A 16510-nucleotide genomic window follows, 5' to 3' on the forward strand; every position below is an offset into this window, starting at 1 on the left:
GCCTCAGCGCTTATCGGGCGCGGGGGGCTGCTCGGTGTCACCGGGCTCCGGGGCGGTCGCCCCGGTGGGGTCCGCCGCCGGCGACGCCGGACCGGCCGGCTCGGCCGGCTCCTCGGACGGAGGCGCGGCAGCGGCAGGGGCGTCCGGCTCGCCGGGAGCGGCGACGGGGGTGACGGCACCGGTGGTCGGCACCGGACCGGACGACGCGATCGGCTCGGACACCACGTCCGCCGGGTCCAGCGGCGGCTGTCCGGCCGGCTCGGCGACCGGCAGCGGCACCGCCTCGACGGCACCGGCCACGCCGGCCGCGGGCGCCGGAACCTCGACGACCTCCGCACCACCGAAGAGGCGCGGCAGCGTGGCACCGTGGGCCGCCCGCAGCTCGTCCAGGCCGATCCGGAACTGGCCGTGCACCTCCAGCGCGCCGCCGGTCGGGTCGGTGACGCCGATCAGCTCGAACGGCACCCCACGCTCGGCGCAGAGGGCGGTGAACGCCTTCTCCCGACCGCGCGGCACCGACACCAGGACCCGGCCCGCCGACTCGCTGAACAGGTAGACGAACGGCATGGAACCGCCGGCGAACCGCTCCGGCACCGCGATGCGGGCGCCGACACCGCGCCGCAGGCAGGACTCCACCAGGCTCTGCGCGAGACCGCCGTCGGAGAGGTCGTGCGCCGAGCTGAGGTGCCCGACCCGCGCGGCCTCCGCCATCAGGTCACCCAGCGTCTTCTCCCGGGCCAGGTCGACCTGCGGGGGTACGCCGCCGAGGTGCTCGTGGGTCACCCACGCCCACTCGGAGCCGGACAGCTCCACGTGGGTCTCGCCGAGCAGGTAGAGCTGGTCGTGCTCGCCGCCGGGGCGCGGCGCGAAGCCCATCGGCACCCGGTCCGCGACGTTGTCGAGCACGCCGAGCACACCCACCACCGGGGTGGGGTGGATGGCCGCCGCACCGGTCTGGTTGTAGAAGCTGACGTTTCCACCGGTCACCGGGATGCCCAGTTCGGCGCAGCCGTCGGCCAGGCCGCGGACGGCCTCGGCGAACTGCCACATCACGCCCGGGTCCTCCGGCGAGCCGAAGTTCAGGCAGTCGGTGACGGCGATCGGCTTCGCGCCGGTCACGGCCACGTTCCGGTACGCCTCGGCCAGTGCCAGCTTGGCGCCGTGGTACGGGTCGAGGCGCGCGTACCGGCCGTTGCCGTCCACCGAGAGCGCCACGCCGAGGCCGGTCCGCTCGTCGATCCGGATCACGCCGGAGTCCTCCGGCTGGGCGAGCACGGTGTTGCCCAGCACGTAGCGGTCGTACTGCTCGGTGACCCAGGTCTTGTCGCACAGGTTCGGCGACGCGATCATCCGCAGCACGGTCTCCCGCAGCGCGTCCGGGTCGGCCGGGCGGGGCAGCGTCTCGGCGCGATCGGCCTGGAGCAGGATCAGGTCGGCCGGCTCGCGCATCGGGCGGGCGTACACCGGGCCGTCGTCGACCAGCGAACCCGGCGGGACGTCGACCACGAGCTGGTCCCGCCAGGTGATCAGCAGCCGGCCGGGCTGGCCGTCCGGGGACGGCGGGGTGACCTCGCCGATCGCGGTGGCCCAGACGCCCCACTTCTCGGCGGTCTTGAGCACCGCCTCCAGCTTCTCCGGCTCGACGACCAGCAGCATCCGCTCCTGGGACTCGCTGGCGAGGATCTCGTGCGGCTCCATCGAGGCCTCGCGCAGCGGCACCCGCTCCAGCCAGACCCGCATGCCGGTGCCGGCCGCCGCGGCGGTCTCGGTGAGCGCGCAGGTCAGCCCGGCGCCGCCCAGGTCCTGGATGCCGACCACCAGCTCGGCGTCGTACAGCTCCAGGCACGCCTCGATGAGCAGCTTCTCCATGAACGGGTCCCCGACCTGCACCGACGGGCGACGCTGCTCGCTGCCCTCGTCGAAGGTGGCGCTGGCGAGCACCGACACGCCGCCGATGCCGTCCCGGCCGGTCCGCGCGCCAATCAGCACGACGACGTTGCCGGGGCCGGCGGCGGCCTTGTTCTGCAGCCGGCTGACCGGCAGCACGCCGAGGCAGAGCGCGTTGACCAGCGGGTTGCCCTGGTAGCAGGGGTCGAAGACGACCTCGCCGCCGATGTTGGGCAGGCCGAGGCAGTTGCCGTAGCCGCCGACGCCGGCGACCACGCCGGGCAGCACCCGGGCGGTGTCCGGGTGGTCGGCGGCGCCGAAGCGCAGCGGGTCCATCACGGCGACCGGGCGGGCGCCCATGGCGAGGATGTCCCGGACGATGCCGCCGACACCGGTCGCCGCGCCCTGGTACGGCTCGACGAAGCTCGGGTGGTTGTGCGACTCGACCTTGAAGGTCACCGCCAGCTCGTCGGAGATCTGCACGACGCCGGCGTTCTCGCCGATGCCGGCGAGCATCCGGTCGCTCGGCGGCGCCTTCTCGCTGAACTGGCGCAGGTGCACCTTGCTCGACTTGTAGGAGCAGTGCTCACTCCACATGATCGAGTACATCGCCAGCTCGGCCTGCGTGGGCCGGCGACCGAGGACCTGCCGGATCCGGTCGTACTCGTCGTCGCGGAGACCCAGCTCCGCGTACGGCTGCAGCTCGCCGGGGGTGCCACCGGCGCGCGGCACGGTGTCCAGGCCGTCGGCCCAGTCGTCGGCCGGCTCGGCGTGCCGGGCCGGACCGGGCGGCGGCACGGCGGCGGTCGCACGCGGTGCGGCGGGCTGCGCCGGGGCGGCCGGGAAGGCGTCCGCGCTGTCCCGTACCGGGTCCTGGGTGGTCATGACCTCTCCTCGCTGCGCTCGTGACCGCCCCGGGGGCGGGTGAGCTGACCGATGATGCCGCCGCGCACGGTCACGCCGGCGCCCCCACCAGGTGCTTCAGCACCGAGGTGAAGAAGCCGAGGCCGTCCAGGGAGGGGCCGGTGAGGGCCTCCACCGCGTGCTCGGGGTGCGGCATGATGCCGACCACGTTGCCGGCGGTGTTGGTGATCGCGGCGATGTCCCGCTGCGACCCGTTGGGGTTGCCACCGACGTAGCGGGCGACGACCCGCCCCTCGGCCTCCAACTGGTCCAGCGTCACGGTGTCGGCGACGTAGCAGCCCTCGCCGTTCTTGACCGGGATGAGGATCTCCTGGCCCGGCTGGAAGGCGTTGGTCCACGCGGTGCCGACCGACTCCACGCGCAGCACCTGGTCGCGGTTGCGGAAGTGGAGGTGCTGGTTGCGGGTGAGCGCACCCGGCAGCAGGTGTGCCTCGCAGAGGATCTGGAAGCCGTTGCAGATGCCGAGCACCGGCAGGCCGCCCCGGGAGGCGTCCACGATCGTCTCCATCACGGGGGCGAACCGGGCGATCGCGCCGCAGCGCAGGTAGTCGCCGTAGGAGAAGCCGCCGGGAAGGACGACGGCGTCCACCCCGTGCAGGTTCGGGTCGCCGTGCCAGAGGCGGACCGGCTCGGCGCCGGCGATCCGGACGGCCCGGGCCGCGTCACCGTCGTCGAGCGAGCCGGGGAAGGTGACGACACCGACCCGGGCGGTCACGAGCGGGCGCCCGCGGTCTCGTCGGCCTCGACCAGGCGGACGGTGAAGTCCTCGATGACCGGGTTGGCGAGCAGCTTGTCCGCGATCTCCCGAGCCTGGTCCAGGTCCGGTTCACCGGCGAACTCGATCTCGATCCGCCTGCCGATCCGAACCGAGGCGACGTCGCTGACGCCGAGCCGGGGCAGCGCGTTTGCGACGGCCTGGCCCTGCGGATCGAGGATCTCGGGCTTGAGCATGACGTCGACGACGACGCGAGGCACTGGGCACTCCTGACTGTGTACGCAGTTGGGTGCCGACCCACAACGGGCGAGCGCAGCCAGCCTACCTGGCAGATACCGTCAGGGACGCACCGGCCGGAGGCGGTTCGGACAGTGATCGGCGTCGTCCGCGCACGAGGCCCGGGACCGATGCCGGTTCGTTGCGATCCCGATGCGGATCCGTTGTCGTCGTAACCTGTTCGCCCGCTTTGCCGGGCCACCGCACCGCCGGGCGCAATGATTGACGCTTTTCGATGGAAACACTTGTGAACGACCTCTCAGGGGCCCTACCGTACATCGTCAGACGTCGATGAGATGTCTCCGCCGGCGGGCCGACCCCCGCCCACCGGCCGGCAGTTCCGCCCCGGTGAACCCGGGACGTGCCCCGAGAAGGAGCCCCCTGTCATGCGCATCCGATCCGTGATCGCGGTCCTCGCCACCGCCCTGGCCGGCGTGCTCGGCGCCAGCTCCGGCGCCGTCGCCTCCCCCGTCAGCCCGTACATCATCGGCGGCAACACCGTCTCCTCCGCGCCGTGGGCCGCCGCGGTGTTCAGCAACGGCTCGTTCACCTGCTCCGGCACGGTCATCTCGTCCGAGTGGGTGCTCACCGCCCGGCACTGCCTCGGTGGCTCGATGTCCGTCCGGGTCGGCAGCGTCTACCGCTCCTCCGGCGGGGTCACCCGCACCGTGAGCGCCAGCTACAGCCGGTACGACCTGGCCCTGATGCGCCTGTCCAGCCCCGTGAGCACCAGCTACGTGACGCTGGCGAGCAGCAACCCGCCGGTCGGGTCGACGAACACGATCTACGGCTGGGGCCAGACCTGCTACAGCGGCTGCTCCGCCTCCAGCCAGCTCAAGACCGCGAGCGTCCGGGTGACCAGCACCAGCTACACGGACGCGTACGGCGGGCAGGCCATCCGGAGCACCGAGATCACCGGCAACGCGTGGCGGGGCGACTCGGGCGGCCCGCAGTTCTACAACGGCCGCCAGGTCGGCGTCGCCTCCACCGCCGACGGCTACAGCATCCAGAACTACGGCAGTGTCGCGTACAACAGGGCCTGGATCACCTCGGTGGCCGGTGTCTGACGGTTAGCGCCCTCGGCGGCGCGGATGGTCGGCCGAGTGCCGGCCGTCCGCGCCGCGCGGTTTTTCAGCATCCGATCAGGTGAACAAGGCTCACGATGGGTACGCGTCGACCCTGACAGCATCGGAAACGTGCTGGTCGTGACGACGGATCAACTGCCCGGCTACGAGATCCGCCAGATCCTCGGCGAGGTCGTCTCCTCGATGGCCCGGACCCGCAACCCGTACCGCGAGGGGGTGAAGAACCTGCGCGGTGGAGCGTACGACCCGATGGCGCCGGACAACCTCACCCGCTGGCGTACCGACTCGGTGGCCCGGCTCGGCGAGGAGGCCCGCCGCCTCGGCGCGAACGCCGTGGTGGGGATGCGGTTCGACAGCCGCGACTGCGGCGAGATGTGGATGGAGATCTGCGCCTACGGCACGGCGGTCATCGTGGCGCCGAAGGTCCCCGACGTCATGCCGAACGACCAGCCCCTGGTCGCGGCGGACACCGCCAACGATCCCGCGTTCGCGCAGTCCCCCGGCGGCATCGCCGAACCGGCGAGCGCCCCCAACCTGGGCTCGGCGGTCGAAACCCCCACCCGAGACTGATCCCCACCCGCGGGTGGACGGGTCAGAGGATGGGGGGCGGGCTGTAGGCGGCGGCTTCGGGGTGGGCTTCGACGACCCGGGTGATCCGACGGGTCAGGGCGGCCACCTGTGCGGTGGCGGCGCCGGTGAACGTGGCGGGGTCGGCGACCAGGGTGTCGATCTCGCTCCGCGTCAGGCCGAGGCGGCCGTCGGCGGCGAGGCGGTCGAAGAGGTCGTTCTCCGTCGCGCCCTTCTCCCGCATCGCCAGCGCCACGGCGACCGCGTGCTCCTTGATCACCTCATGGGCCACCTCGCGGCCCACACCACGCCGGACCGCCGCGACCAGGATCTTCGTCGTGGCGAGGAACGGCAGGAACCGCTCCAGCTCCCGGTTGATCACCGCCGGGTACGCCCCGAACTCGTCGAGCACGGTGAGGAACGTCTGGAAGAGCCCGTCGGCGGCGAAGAACGCGTCCGGCAGGGCGACCCGGCGGACCACCGAGCAGGAGACGTCCCCCTCGTTCCACTGGTCACCGGCCAGCTCGCCGACCATCGACAGGTAGCCCCGGATGATCACCGCGAAGCCGTTCACCCGCTCCGACGACCGGGTGTTCATCTTGTGCGGCATCGCGCTGGACCCCACCTGGCCGGGCTTGAAGCCCTCGGTGGCCAGCTCCTGGCCGACCATCAGCCGGATCGTGGTGGCCAGCGACGACGGCGCGGCGGCGACCTGGGCCAGCGCGGACAGCACGTCGAAGTCGAGCGAGCGCGGGTAGACCTGCCCGACGCTGTCCAACACCCGGGCGAAGCCGAGGTGCTCGGCGACCCGGCGCTCCAGCTCGGCCACCTTGTCGGCGTCGCCGTCGAAGAGGTCGAGCTGGTCGGCTGCCGTGCCGACCGGACCCTTGACGCCCCGCAGCGGGTAGCGGCCGATCAGGTCCTCCAGCCGCTCGTAGGCGATCAGCAGTTCCTCGGCGGCGGAGGCGAAGCGCTTGCCCAGCGTGGTCGCCTGGGCGGCCACGTTGTGGGAACGCCCGGTCATGACCAGGCCGGAGTACTCGTGGGCGTGCCAGGCCAGCCGTGCCAGGGTGGCCACCACCCGGTCCCGGACCAGCTCCAGCGAGGCGCGGATCTGGAGCTGCTCGACGTTCTCGGTGAGGTCCCGGGACGTCATCCCCTTGTGCACGTGCTCGTGCCCGGCGAGCGCGCTGAACTCCTCGATGCGGGCCTTCACGTCGTGCCGGGTGACCCGCTCCCGCTCGGCGATCGACGCCAGGTCGACCTGGTCGAGGACCCGCTCGTACGCCTCGACGACCCCGTCGGGGACGGCCACACCGAGGTCACGCTGGGCGCGGAGCACGGCGAGCCAGAGTCGCCGTTCCATCCGGACCTTCTCCTCCGGCGACCAGAGGGCGACCAGCTCGGGCGAGGCGTAACGGTTCGCGAGCACGTTGGGGATCGTCGTCACGTACCTCAGTCTTTCATGACCCCGGACGTCGCCGGTCGGGCGGCAACCGGGGCGTTTACGGCGACGTATACTTCCGCGTATGACGACGATGATGCGGGTCAGCCCGGAGACCCGCGAGCAGGTGCTCCGGGTCGCCGCCGAGGACTTCGGCGGGGTGAGCGCGGACGAGGCGGTCCGGCGCCTGCTGGAGGAGCACTGGCGCGCCAAGGCGGTCGCGGCAATGGACCACTACCGCACCGTCGACCCGGACGGATGGAGCGCCTACCTGGACGAAGCGGAAGGGTGGCACCGGGCCGACGCGCCGGTCGGTGACCCGTGGGATCCGAAGGCGTGAGCCGGATCCGCCCCTGGGAGGTGTGGTGGCTCGACTTCGACCCGGTCGCCGGCCGTGAGCAGGCCGGCCAGCGCCCCGCCCTCGTCGTCTCGTCCCGCTTCCACCTCGCCCTGACCGCCGGTGCACTGGTCAGCGTGCTGCCGTTGACGACCCGGGAACGGCCCGGCTGGCTGCACCGCGTCAAGATCGAGATTCCTGGCAACCGGGCCGGCTGGGCGATCACCGAGCAGATCCGCACCGTCTCGGCGGCCCGTCTCACCGGACGAGGTCCCGTCCACCGCCTCGGCCCGGACCAGGTCGCGGAGGTCAGGACGGTGCTGCGCCAGATGATCGACCTGTGACACGGCCGGCGCCCGCCACGAACGCGCCGTGGCGGGCGTCGACGCGTAGCGGCTCAGCGCTCCAGGATCGCCGTCACGCCCTGCCCACCGGCGGCGCAGATGGAGATCAGCCCGCGCCCGGAGCCCTTATCCGCGAGGAGCTTGGCCAGCGTGGCCACGATCCGGCCCCCGGTGGCCGCGAACGGGTGGCCGGCGGCGAGCGAGGACCCGTTGACGTTGAGCCGGTCCCGGTCGACGGAGCCCAGCGGGGCGTCCAGGCCGAGCCGGTCCTTGCAGAACTCCGGCGACTCCCAGGCGGCGAGGGTGGCCAGCACCTGGGAGGCGAACGCCTCGTGGATCTCGTAGTAGTCGAAGTCCTGCAACGTCAGCCCGGCCCGGGCGAGCATCCGGGGCACCGCGTACGCGGGGGCCATCAGCAGGCCCTCGTCGCCGTGCACGAAGTCCACGGCGGCCACCTCCGACCAGGAGAACCACGCCAGCACCGGGAGGCTGTGCTCCCGCGCCCACTCCTCGCTGGCGAGCAGCACGGTGGAGGCGCCGTCGGTCAGCGGGGACGAGTTGCCGGCGGTCATGGTGGCCTGCTCCGCGTCCGGCCCCCGGGTGCCGAACACCGGCTTCAGCGAGCCCAGCTTCTCCAGGCTGGTGTCCGGGCGGAGGTTCGCGTCGCGGGTCAACCCCAGGTAGGGGGTCATCAGGTCGTCGAAGAAACCCCGGTCGTACGCGGCGGCGAGGCGCTGGTGCGACCGCAGCGCCAGCTCGTCCTGGGACTGCCGGTCGATCTGCCAGCGCAGCGCGGTGCGGGCGGCGTGCTCACCCATGGACAGCCCGGTGCGCGGCTCCGCGTTGCGCGGCACCTCCGGCTTGAACGGCTGGTGCGGGCGGAGCTTCGCGGCGATCTTCAGCCGCTCACCGAGGGTGCGGGCGCTGTTGAGCTTCAACAGGGTCCGGCGCATGTCCTCGTTGACGGCGAGCGGCGCGTCGGAGGTGGTGTCGACCCCGCCGGCGATGCCCACCTCGATCTGCCCGAGGGCGATCTTGTTGGCGACCAGGATGGCCGCCTCCAGGCCGGTGCCACAGGCCTGCTGGATGTCGTACGCGGGGGTGTGCGCGTCGAGCTTCGAGCCCAGCACCACCTCGCGGGTGAGGTTGAAGTCCTTCGCGTGCTTGAGCACCGCCCCGGCGACCACCTCGCCGACCCGCTGCCCCGCCAGGCCGAAACGGGCGACCAGCCCGTCCAGCGCCGCGCCGAGCATGTCGGCGTTGGAGGCGTCGGCGTAGCGCGAGTTGGAGCGGGCGAAGGGGATGCGGTTGCCCCCGATGACCGCGACCCGTCGGATGTTCTGCACGATCCGCCTCCTCGACAGTGTTTGCCCGCACCTTACTCGCCAGTAGGCTACGCCTATGACCGACAGGTACGCGAGCTTCGTCCAATCGGGGGCCGGCCGCGCGCTGGTCAAGCGCCTCGGGCTGCCCGACCCGCCCCGCCTGCGCCGGCACACCCCCGGCGACCCCCTGCTGACCGGGCCGGTGCTGCTCGGCGCCGCCACCGGCGGACGCCTCGCCGAGCCGGTCGGCAAGATCCTGACCGCCGCCGGGGTCGAGCTGCGCGACCCCACCACCGACGACGACGCCGAGGCCCGCTTCGGCGCCCTGGTGTACGACGCCACCGGCGTCACCGACTCCACCCAGCTCCGCCAGCTGTACGACTTCTTCCACCCGCGCGCCCGTTCGGTGCTGCCCAGCGGCCGGGTCGTCGTGCTCGGCACCGCCCCCGCCGACTGCGGCTCCCCCCGCGAGGCGACCGCCCAGCGGGCCCTGGAGGGGCTGACCCGCAGCATCGGCAAGGAGTTCGGCCGGGGCGTCACGGCCCAACTCGTGTACGTCACACCGGACGGGGACGCGGGCACCCTCACCAGCGTGGAGGCCACCCTGCGCTTCCTGCTGTCCGGTCGCTCCGCGTACGTCTCGGGGCAGGTGGTCCGGGTCGGCACCGGCCGGGCGGAGCCGCCGGCCGACTGGGACCGCCCGCTCGACGGGCAGGTCGTCCTCGTCACCGGCGCGGCGCGCGGGATCGGCGCCGCCCTGGCCCGGGTGCTCGCCCGCGACGGCGCCCAGGTGATCGCGCTGGACGTGCCGAGCGCCGGGGACGAGCTGGCCCGGGTGGTCAACGAGATCGGCGCCTCGGCCGTGCAGCTCGACCTGACCGCACCCGACGCACCGACCCGGCTCGCCGAGCACGTGGCGGCCCGACACGGCCGCGTCGACGTGGTCGTGCACAACGCCGGCATCACCCGGGACAAGACGCTCGGCCGGATGGACGCCGACCGCTGGGACTCGGTGCTCGACATCAACCTCTCCAGCCAGGAGCGGATCAACGACGTGCTGCTGGAGCGGGAGCTGATCCCGGCCGGCGGGCGGATCGTGTCGGTGTCCTCGATCGCCGGGATCGCCGGCAACCGGGGCCAGACCAACTACGCCACCAGCAAGGCGGGCGTGATCGGACTGGTCGAGTCGCTCGCTCCGGCGCTGCGCGACCGGCAGGTCACCGTCAACGCGGTCGCCCCCGGTTTCATCGAGACCCGGCTGACCGCGCGGGTTCCCCTGGCGCTGCGCGAGGCGGGCCGCCGGATGAACAGCATGTCCCAGGGCGGCCTGCCGGTGGACGTGGCGGAGACGATCGGCTGGCTCTCCTGGCCGGCGTCCGGCGCGGTCAGCGGCAATGTCGTACGGGTCTGCGGCCAGAGCCTGCTGGGGGCGTGATGGCGGGCCGCAAGGATCCGGCCGACCGACCGGCCGACGACCTCTCCGTGCACGAGCTGATCGACGGCCCGACGGAGATCATCTCCACGCGCGGCCTCGACGCGTTCCGTCGCGCCCAGGCGGAGCACGACGCGGCGAGCTACGACCTGAGTGTCGAGGCCACCCACGACCTCTCCGGCCTCGACCAGGAGACCACCCGAGACCTCTCCACCCTCGACGAGGAGGCGACTCGTGACCTGTCGGGTCGGCGCGGGCCCAGGCTCCGGACCCGCGTCGACCTGCCCCGGATGCCGGCATCCGGGCCGCTGTACCGGCGCGCGCTGCTCGGCGCGCTGCCCGGTCTGGGGGTTCAGCGGGCGACCGAGCCGCCCTCGGTGGAGTTGGCGACCTCCGGCGTCACCGTCGACCGGGCGCACCTGGCCGACTACGACCGGGTCTGCGGGTTCCGCCTCTCCGACCGGCTGCCGGCGACCTACCCGCACATCATGGGCTTCCCGCTGTCGCTGCGGCTGATGACCGCACCGGAGTTCCCGATCGCGCTGACCGGCGTGGTGCACGTGGGCAACCGGATCACCGTGCGCCGCCCGATCGGTGCCGACGAGACGATCGACTTCCACACGTACGCGGAGAACCTGCGCCCGCACGACCGGGGCCGGCAGATCGACGTCGTACTGGTCGGCTCGGTCGGCGGGGAGGAGGTGTGGCGCGGCGTGTCGACGTACCTCGGCAAGGAGCGCTCGCCCGGCGGCGGCGAGGGGCGCGGGAAGGGTGAGCGGCCCGCGCCGCCGGCCGCCTCGGCCCGGTGGCGGGTCGAGCCCCGCGTCGGCACCGACTACGCCCGCGTCTCGGGTGACCACAACCCCATCCACACCTCCCGGCTGGGGGCCCGGCTGCTCGGCTTCCCCCGACCCATCGCGCACGGGATGTGGAGCAAGGCCCGCTGCCTGGCGGCGCTGGAGAACCGGCTGCCCGACGCGTACACGGTCGACGTGGCGTTCAAGTTGCCGGTGCCGCTGCCGAGCACGGTGGCCTTCAGCGCGACGCCCGCCTGGGACTTCGCCCTGCACGACTCCCACGGCCGCCCACACCTGTCCGGCACCCTGCGTGAGGTGTGAGGTGTGAGGTGTAAGGAAGGGCCCCCTCTTAACGCCTTTTGTCGAGGAAGGGCCCCTTCTTAACGCGACCGGACCGGAGCATGAGGGGCATGGAGTCCACGCTCGACCTGCTCCGGCAGACGGTCGCCTCACCGTGGGTGTACCTGCTGATCTTCGGGCTCACCGCGGTCGACGCGTTCTTTCCGATGGTGCCGGGTGAGGCGGCGGTGATCACGGCCGCCGTCCTCGCCACCGGCGGCGACCCCGAGCTGGTGGTGGTGATCGCCGTCGCGGCGCTCGGCGCGCTCACCGGGGACCACGTCTCGTACGCGATCGGTCGCGGCGGTGGCGCGCGCCGGCTGGCCCGCCTGCCCGCGCAGAGCCGGCGGCGGGCCGGCTCGGAGTGGGCCCGCCGGGCGGTGGACCGGCGCGGCGGGCTGATCCTGACCACCGCCCGGTACGTCCCCGGCGGCCGCACCGCCGTCACCCTGACCATGGGCGCCGTTCGATATCCCCGGCGGACCTTCCTGCTGTTCGACGCGATCGCGACCGCGAGCTGGGCGCTCTACTGCGGGCTGCTCGGCTACTTCGGCGGGCTGGCTTTCGAGCGCGATCCGGTCCGGGGCATCCTGGCCGGGGTGGGCCTGTCGGTGGCGGTCACGCTCGTGGTCGAGGCGGTCCGCTGGCTGCGGCAGCGGGCGAGGCGCCGGGGCGCCGCCTCGCGTTAAGAGGGGGCCCTTCCTCTACCGGAGGCGTTAAGCGGGGGCCCTTCCTTTCACGTCGACGGGGGGCGCCAGGTTGCGCCGTGCAGGAGTTGGCCGGCACCGAGCCAGGCGGCGTTCATCATCCGGGTGGCCGTCTTCTCCGGGTCGGCCTCCGGGTGGTCGGCGAGCCAGTCGGCCAGCGACTCGGTCGCTCCCACCAGGGCGTACGCGACGACCTCCAGGTCGGTCTCGCCCACCTCGCGTCCCTCGGCGCGCAGGGCGTGGTCGAGCATCCCGACGACGACCTCGACCAGCCGGGCCCGCATCGTGGCGATCTCGCCGGCGAACGGCTGCTCGGCCCGGGCCTGCCGGTAGAGGACCGCCCAGCCGTCCCGATGCGCCCCGACGACGCCGAAGAACGCCCGCAGGCCGCGCCAGAGGCGTTCGTCGGCGGGCAGATCGGGGGCTGCCGCCCCGGCGATGGCCTGCATCATCCGGGTGCCCTCGCGGTGCAGGCAGGCGACGAACAGCTCCTCCTTCGTGCCCAGGTACGCGTAGACCATGGGCTTGGAGATGCCGGCGTCGTCGGCGATCTCGTCCATGCTGGCCGCGTGGTAGCCGCGTCGGGAGAAGACCCGGACGGCCGCGTCGAGCATCTGCTGCTCGCGGACGGCCCTCGGAAGGCGCCGGAAGGTGGGTGCGCTGGACACCCTTGCGAGCATACCTACTCGTGCGTAAGGTTACGCACGAGTAGCCAAATCGTCCGGAAGGTGCACCACCATGACTGACTTCGACCCGGCCAACTTCGCCAACGTCGGCCCCAAGGAGTTCGCGCAGCTGGTCAAGTCCACCCCCGACGACAAGATCGCCGAGGTCATGTCGGGTGAGATGCGCGGCAAGATCCTGAGCGAGGTCTTCGGCCGGATGCCGCAGCTGTTCCGGGCCGACCGGGCCGGCTCGACCAACGCGGTCATCCACTGGAACATCACCGGTCGCGCCGACGGTGGCACCGACACCTACGAGGTCGTCATCGAGAACGGCACCTGCACGGTCAACGAGGGCGCCACCCGCGACCCGAAGCTCAGCCTCACCATGGGCCCGGTCGAGTTCCTGAAGATCGTCTCCGGTGGCGCCAACCCGGTGATGATGTTCATGACCGGCAAGCTCAAGGCCAAGGGCGACCTGGGCCTGGCCGCCAACATCGCCAACCTGTTCGACATCCCCAAGGCCTGACATGGCCGAGTTCTCGCTCGACCTGAATGAGGAACAGCGGGATCTGCGCGACTGGGTGCACGGCTTCGCCGCCGAGGTCGTGCGCCCGGTCGCGGCCGAATGGGACGCGCGGGAAGAAACCCCCTGGCCGGTGATCCAGGAGGCGGCCAAGGTCGGCCTCTACGGCTTCGAGTTCCTCGCCACCTGCTGGGCCGACCCCACGGGGCTCTCCCTGCCGATCGCCAGCGAGGAACTCTTCTGGGGTGACGCGGGCATCGGCCTCGCCATCTTCGGCACCTCGCTCGCCGTCGCCGCCATCTACGGCGCGGGCACCCCCGACCAGATGGTCGAATGGGTGCCGCAGTGCTTCGGCGACGTCGACGACCCCGCCGTCGCCGCCTTCTGCACAAGCGAACCCGAGGCCGGCTCCGACGTCGGCGCCATGCGGACCCGGGCCGTCCACGACGAGGCCACCGACGAGTGGGTGCTGCGCGGCCAGAAGGCGTACGCCACCAACGGCGGCATCGCCGGTGTGCACGTGGTCACCGCCTCCGTCGACCCGTCGCTGGGCTCCCGTGGGCAGGCGGCCTTCGTCGTACCGCCGGGGACCGCGGGCCTGACCGCGACCCGCAAGCTGCGCAAGCTCGGTCTGCGCGCGTCGCACACCGCCGACGTGTTCCTCGACGACGTACGCGTACCCGGGCGCTGCCTGCTCGGCGGCAAGGAGGCACTGGACGAGCGACTGGCCCGGGCCCGCTCCGGGCAGCGCGCCTCCGGCCAGGCCGCCATGCGCACCTTCGAGCTGTCCCGCCCCACCGTCGGGGCGCAGGCACTGGGGGTCGCCCGGGCCGCCTACGAGTACGCCCTGGACTACGCGAAGGACCGCGTCCAGTTCGGACGGCCGATCATCTCCAACCAGGCGGTCGCCTTCGCGCTGGCCGACATGAGGATGGAGATCGACGCCGCCCGGCTGCTGGTCTGGCGGGCCTCGTGGATGGGCCGCAACAACCGGCCGTTCACCGCCGGCGAGGGCTCCATGTCGAAGCTGAAGGCCGGTGAGGTGGCGGTCTCCGTGACCGAGAAGGCCGTGCAGCTGCTCGGCGGGGCCGGCTTCCTCCGTGACCACCCGGTCGAGCGGTGGTATCGGGACGCGAAGATCTACACCATCTTCGAGGGCACCTCCGAGATCCAGCGCCTGGTCATCTCACGCGCCATCTCGGGCGTCCAGATCCGCTGACGCGCCCGCCGGTTCCCCGGCGGGCGCGCCGCGTCGCCTCCCCCGCGTCCGGCAGATGTCCCGTACGTGTCCGACGGGTGGACTCGGGCCGAAGGGCTGCTGGGCGGCACATCTCCGCCGGGTGCATGATCGAGCAGAAGTCTCCCGGCGGGGCCGTCGACCGGCCCGCCCTCCGGCACGTGCGGAAGGATGCCCGCGACATGGACCTGCCGTTCGTCGTCGCCACCCTCACCCGGCGCGGGCTGCTCACGCCGGGCCGCCCCGTCCGCATCGCCTCCCAGCTCGGCGCGCTCCGCCGGTGGGGATGGAGCCTCGCGGGCGAACTGCGGCAGGCCGCCGCCCGGGACCCCGACCGGACGGCGATCGTCGACGAGGAGGGGCACGAGCTGACGTACGCCCAGCTGCTGGACCGGTCCGAACGTCTGGCCCGGTCACTGCGGACCGCGCTCGGTGTCCGGGTCGGCGACCGGATCGGTGTGCTCTGCCGCAACCACCACGGCCTGGTCGAGACGGTGGTCGCCGGCACCCTGCTCGGCGCGGACGCGGTCCTGGTCAACTCCGGTCTGTCCGCCGCGCAACTGGCCACGGTGGCCGAGGAGCAGCGACTCCGGGTGCTCGTGCACGACACCGAGTTCGCGGATCGGGTCACCGGCCTGCCCGCCGACCTGCACCGCCTCGACGAGCAGGCCCGTGAGGAACTGGTCGCCGGGGCCCTGCCGGGCGAGCTGCGCCCACCGGAACGCGACGGCCGGATCATCGTGCTGACCTCCGGCACCACCGGCACCCCCAAGGGCGCCCGCCGGCCCACCCCGAACGGGTTCGGTCCGCTGGTGTCCATCATCGACCGCATCCCCCTGCACGCCCGGGACCGGGTGATGATCGCCGCGCCGCTCTTCCACACCTGGGGCTACGCCGCCCTGCAGGTGTGCTTCGCGTTGCGTGCCACAGTCGTGCTGCACCGCCGCTTCGAGCCGGCCGCCACCGTCGCCGCCCTCGTGGCGCAGCGGTGCGACGCGCTGTTCGCCGTACCCGTGATGCTGCAACGACTGCTGGAGGAGCCGGCACCCGACCCACGACCGCCGCTGAAGGTGGTCGCGGTGAGCGGCTCCGCGCTGCCCGGCGGCCTGGCACCGGCCTTCATGGACACGTACGGCGACGTGCTCTACAACCTGTACGGCTCCACGGAGGTCTCCTGGGCCTCGATCGCCGCCCCGGACGACCTGCGGACCGCGCCCACCACCGCCGGGCGGCCGCCGCACGGGACCCGGCTGGCGATCCTCGACGACGACGGTCGGCCGGTGGCCGCCGGGCGGGTCGGGCGGATCTTCGTCGGTAACGAGATGCTCTTCGAGGGCTACACCTCCGGTGACGGCCGGGAGCGCCGCGACGGCCTGCTGGACACCGGCGATCTGGGCCGGATGAACCCCGACGGCCTCCTCTTCGTCGACGGCCGCGCCGACGACATGATCGTCTCCGGTGGTGAGAACGTCTTCCCGTCCGAGGTGGAGAACCTGCTCGCCGGACTGCCCCAGGTACGGGAGGCGGCCGTGATCGGTGTCCCCGACCCCGAGTACGGGCAGCGCCTGGCCGCCTTCCTCGCCCTGCACGCCGGCGAGACCCTCGACGAGGAGGCGGTCCGCGAGTACGTCCGGCACTACCTCGCGCGGTTCTCCGTGCCCCGGGACGTGGTCTTCGTGAAGTACCTGCCCCGCAACGCCACCGGCAAGGTTCTCTCCCGGGAACTGCGCCGCTACTACGGCTGACCGTCCGGGGTATCCGCGGCGACGCACCGCCCCTTAGGATCGAGCGGCGACGACGTCCGTCGATCGAGCGTCGCACGGGGTGCGCGGTCCGTCACGGCCTGGTCGCTCCGATCGCCCGGCCGGAGGGGACCGACGGTGGCCATACGCCCGAGTCAGCACAG

The 16510-nt window shown here is 72.7% G+C and carries 16 protein-coding genes; 10 read left to right on the forward strand and 6 right to left on the reverse strand.

Annotated elements, in window-relative coordinates; all coding sequences use genetic code 11:
* Positions 1-3 precede the first annotated feature (3 nt).
* The 3 genes from purL to purS all read right to left on the reverse strand — a co-directional run bounded on the left by purL (position 4) and on the right by purS (position 3786).
* Entirely contained in the window at positions 4-2772 is a 2769-nt protein-coding gene (gene purL / locus ACTMSW_RS21110) for a phosphoribosylformylglycinamidine synthase subunit PurL (protein ID WP_441182365.1), read from the reverse strand.
* A 70-nt stretch (positions 2773-2842) separates the two neighbouring features.
* On the reverse strand, positions 2843-3526 hold the full coding sequence (gene purQ, locus ACTMSW_RS21115; protein WP_441182366.1) for a phosphoribosylformylglycinamidine synthase subunit PurQ: 684 nt from the start codon (positions 3524-3526) through the stop codon (positions 2843-2845).
* Positions 3523-3786 carry a phosphoribosylformylglycinamidine synthase subunit PurS gene (gene purS, locus ACTMSW_RS21120; RefSeq protein WP_441182367.1) on the reverse strand — a complete coding sequence of 88 codons (264 nt, stop codon included), beginning with the start codon at positions 3784-3786 and terminating at the stop codon, positions 3523-3525. The genes purQ and purS overlap by 4 nt, the downstream gene beginning before the upstream one ends.
* A gap of 402 nt (positions 3787-4188) precedes the next feature.
* On the opposite strand from purS, the gene ACTMSW_RS21125 reads away from it, so the two are divergent.
* Together ACTMSW_RS21125 and ACTMSW_RS21130 are read left to right on the forward strand one after the other, a co-directional pair.
* The gene (locus tag ACTMSW_RS21125; protein ID WP_441182369.1) at positions 4189-4869 is read left to right on the forward strand and encodes a S1 family peptidase; all 681 of its coding nucleotides are present in this window, start codon (positions 4189-4191) and stop codon (positions 4867-4869) included.
* A gap of 24 nt (positions 4870-4893) precedes the next feature.
* Complete coding sequence (locus ACTMSW_RS21130) at positions 4894-5457, forward strand: YbjQ family protein (RefSeq protein ID WP_441182370.1); 564 nt, start codon at positions 4894-4896, stop codon at positions 5455-5457.
* 22 nt (positions 5458-5479) lie between these two features.
* On the opposite strand, the gene purB is transcribed toward ACTMSW_RS21130, so the two are convergent.
* Complete coding sequence (gene purB / locus ACTMSW_RS21135) at positions 5480-6904, reverse strand: adenylosuccinate lyase (RefSeq protein ID WP_441182371.1); 1425 nt, start codon at positions 6902-6904, stop codon at positions 5480-5482.
* 79 nt (positions 6905-6983) lie between these two features.
* Between purB and ACTMSW_RS21140 the strand changes: the two genes are divergently transcribed.
* Both ACTMSW_RS21140 and ACTMSW_RS21145 read left to right on the forward strand, forming a co-directional pair.
* Positions 6984-7238, forward strand: a complete 255-nt coding sequence (locus ACTMSW_RS21140; protein WP_441182372.1) for a hypothetical protein — start codon at positions 6984-6986, stop codon at positions 7236-7238.
* A complete protein-coding gene (locus tag ACTMSW_RS21145) occupies positions 7235-7579 on the forward strand; it encodes a type II toxin-antitoxin system PemK/MazF family toxin (protein WP_441182373.1) in 345 nt (114 codons plus the stop codon). The genes ACTMSW_RS21140 and ACTMSW_RS21145 overlap by 4 nt, the downstream gene beginning before the upstream one ends.
* 53 nt (positions 7580-7632) lie before the next feature.
* Here ACTMSW_RS21145 and ACTMSW_RS21150 read toward each other — a convergent pair whose 3' ends face one another.
* The gene (locus ACTMSW_RS21150; RefSeq protein WP_441182374.1) at positions 7633-8925 is read right to left on the reverse strand and encodes an acetyl-CoA C-acetyltransferase; all 1293 of its coding nucleotides are present in this window, start codon (positions 8923-8925) and stop codon (positions 7633-7635) included.
* 55 nt (positions 8926-8980) lie between these two features.
* Here ACTMSW_RS21150 and ACTMSW_RS21155 point away from each other — a divergent pair, with 55 nt between their 5' ends.
* From ACTMSW_RS21155 to ACTMSW_RS21165, 3 genes are all read left to right on the forward strand, one after another.
* A complete protein-coding gene (locus ACTMSW_RS21155) occupies positions 8981-10339 on the forward strand; it encodes a 3-oxoacyl-ACP reductase (protein ID WP_441182375.1) in 1359 nt (452 codons plus the stop codon).
* Positions 10339-11454, forward strand: coding sequence for a MaoC family dehydratase (locus ACTMSW_RS21160; protein WP_441182377.1), 1116 nt, complete (start codon positions 10339-10341; stop codon positions 11452-11454). The genes ACTMSW_RS21155 and ACTMSW_RS21160 overlap by 1 nt, the downstream gene beginning before the upstream one ends.
* An 89-nt stretch (positions 11455-11543) precedes the next feature.
* Positions 11544-12161, forward strand: coding sequence for a DedA family protein (locus ACTMSW_RS21165; protein ID WP_441182378.1), 618 nt, complete (start codon positions 11544-11546; stop codon positions 12159-12161).
* A gap of 47 nt (positions 12162-12208) precedes the next feature.
* Here ACTMSW_RS21165 and ACTMSW_RS21170 read toward each other — a convergent pair whose 3' ends face one another.
* Entirely contained in the window at positions 12209-12847 is a 639-nt protein-coding gene (locus ACTMSW_RS21170) for a TetR/AcrR family transcriptional regulator (RefSeq protein WP_441182379.1), read from the reverse strand.
* Positions 12848-12917: 70 nt separating this feature from the next.
* Between ACTMSW_RS21170 and ACTMSW_RS21175 the strand changes: the two genes are divergently transcribed.
* The 3 genes from ACTMSW_RS21175 (at position 12918) to ACTMSW_RS21185 (ending at position 16349) form a co-directional block, all read left to right on the forward strand.
* On the forward strand, positions 12918-13370 hold the full coding sequence (locus tag ACTMSW_RS21175) for an SCP2 sterol-binding domain-containing protein (protein WP_441182380.1): 453 nt from the start codon (positions 12918-12920) through the stop codon (positions 13368-13370).
* A gap of 1 nt (position 13371) precedes the next feature.
* Positions 13372-14586, forward strand: coding sequence for an acyl-CoA dehydrogenase family protein (locus ACTMSW_RS21180; RefSeq protein WP_441182381.1), 1215 nt, complete (start codon positions 13372-13374; stop codon positions 14584-14586).
* A gap of 200 nt (positions 14587-14786) precedes the next feature.
* Positions 14787-16349, forward strand: a complete 1563-nt coding sequence (locus tag ACTMSW_RS21185) for an AMP-binding protein (protein WP_441182564.1) — start codon at positions 14787-14789, stop codon at positions 16347-16349.
* Positions 16350-16510 lie beyond the last annotated feature (161 nt).

The organism is Micromonospora sp. BQ11 (assembly GCF_052068135.1).
GTDB lineage: Bacteria > Actinomycetota > Actinomycetes > Mycobacteriales > Micromonosporaceae > Micromonospora.

Coding starts and splice junctions, on each gene's coding strand:
- ACTMSW_RS21125 (WP_441182369.1), top strand. CDS start 4,189: ATGCGCATCCGATCCGTGATCGCGGTCCTCGCCACCGCCCTGGCCGGC.
- ACTMSW_RS21130 (WP_441182370.1), top strand. CDS start 4,894: ATGGTCGGCCGAGTGCCGGCCGTCCGCGCCGCGCGGTTTTTCAGCATC.
- ACTMSW_RS21175 (WP_441182380.1), top strand. CDS start 12,918: ATGACTGACTTCGACCCGGCCAACTTCGCCAACGTCGGCCCCAAGGAG.
- ACTMSW_RS21155 (WP_441182375.1), top strand. CDS start 8,981: ATGACCGACAGGTACGCGAGCTTCGTCCAATCGGGGGCCGGCCGCGCG.
- purL (WP_441182365.1), bottom strand. CDS start 2,772: ATGACCACCCAGGACCCGGTACGGGACAGCGCGGACGCCTTCCCGGCC.
- ACTMSW_RS21165 (WP_441182378.1), top strand. CDS start 11,544: ATGGAGTCCACGCTCGACCTGCTCCGGCAGACGGTCGCCTCACCGTGG.
- ACTMSW_RS21160 (WP_441182377.1), top strand. CDS start 10,339: ATGGCGGGCCGCAAGGATCCGGCCGACCGACCGGCCGACGACCTCTCC.
- ACTMSW_RS21185 (WP_441182564.1), top strand. CDS start 14,787: ATGGACCTGCCGTTCGTCGTCGCCACCCTCACCCGGCGCGGGCTGCTC.
- ACTMSW_RS21140 (WP_441182372.1), top strand. CDS start 6,984: ATGACGACGATGATGCGGGTCAGCCCGGAGACCCGCGAGCAGGTGCTC.
- ACTMSW_RS21180 (WP_441182381.1), top strand. CDS start 13,372: ATGGCCGAGTTCTCGCTCGACCTGAATGAGGAACAGCGGGATCTGCGC.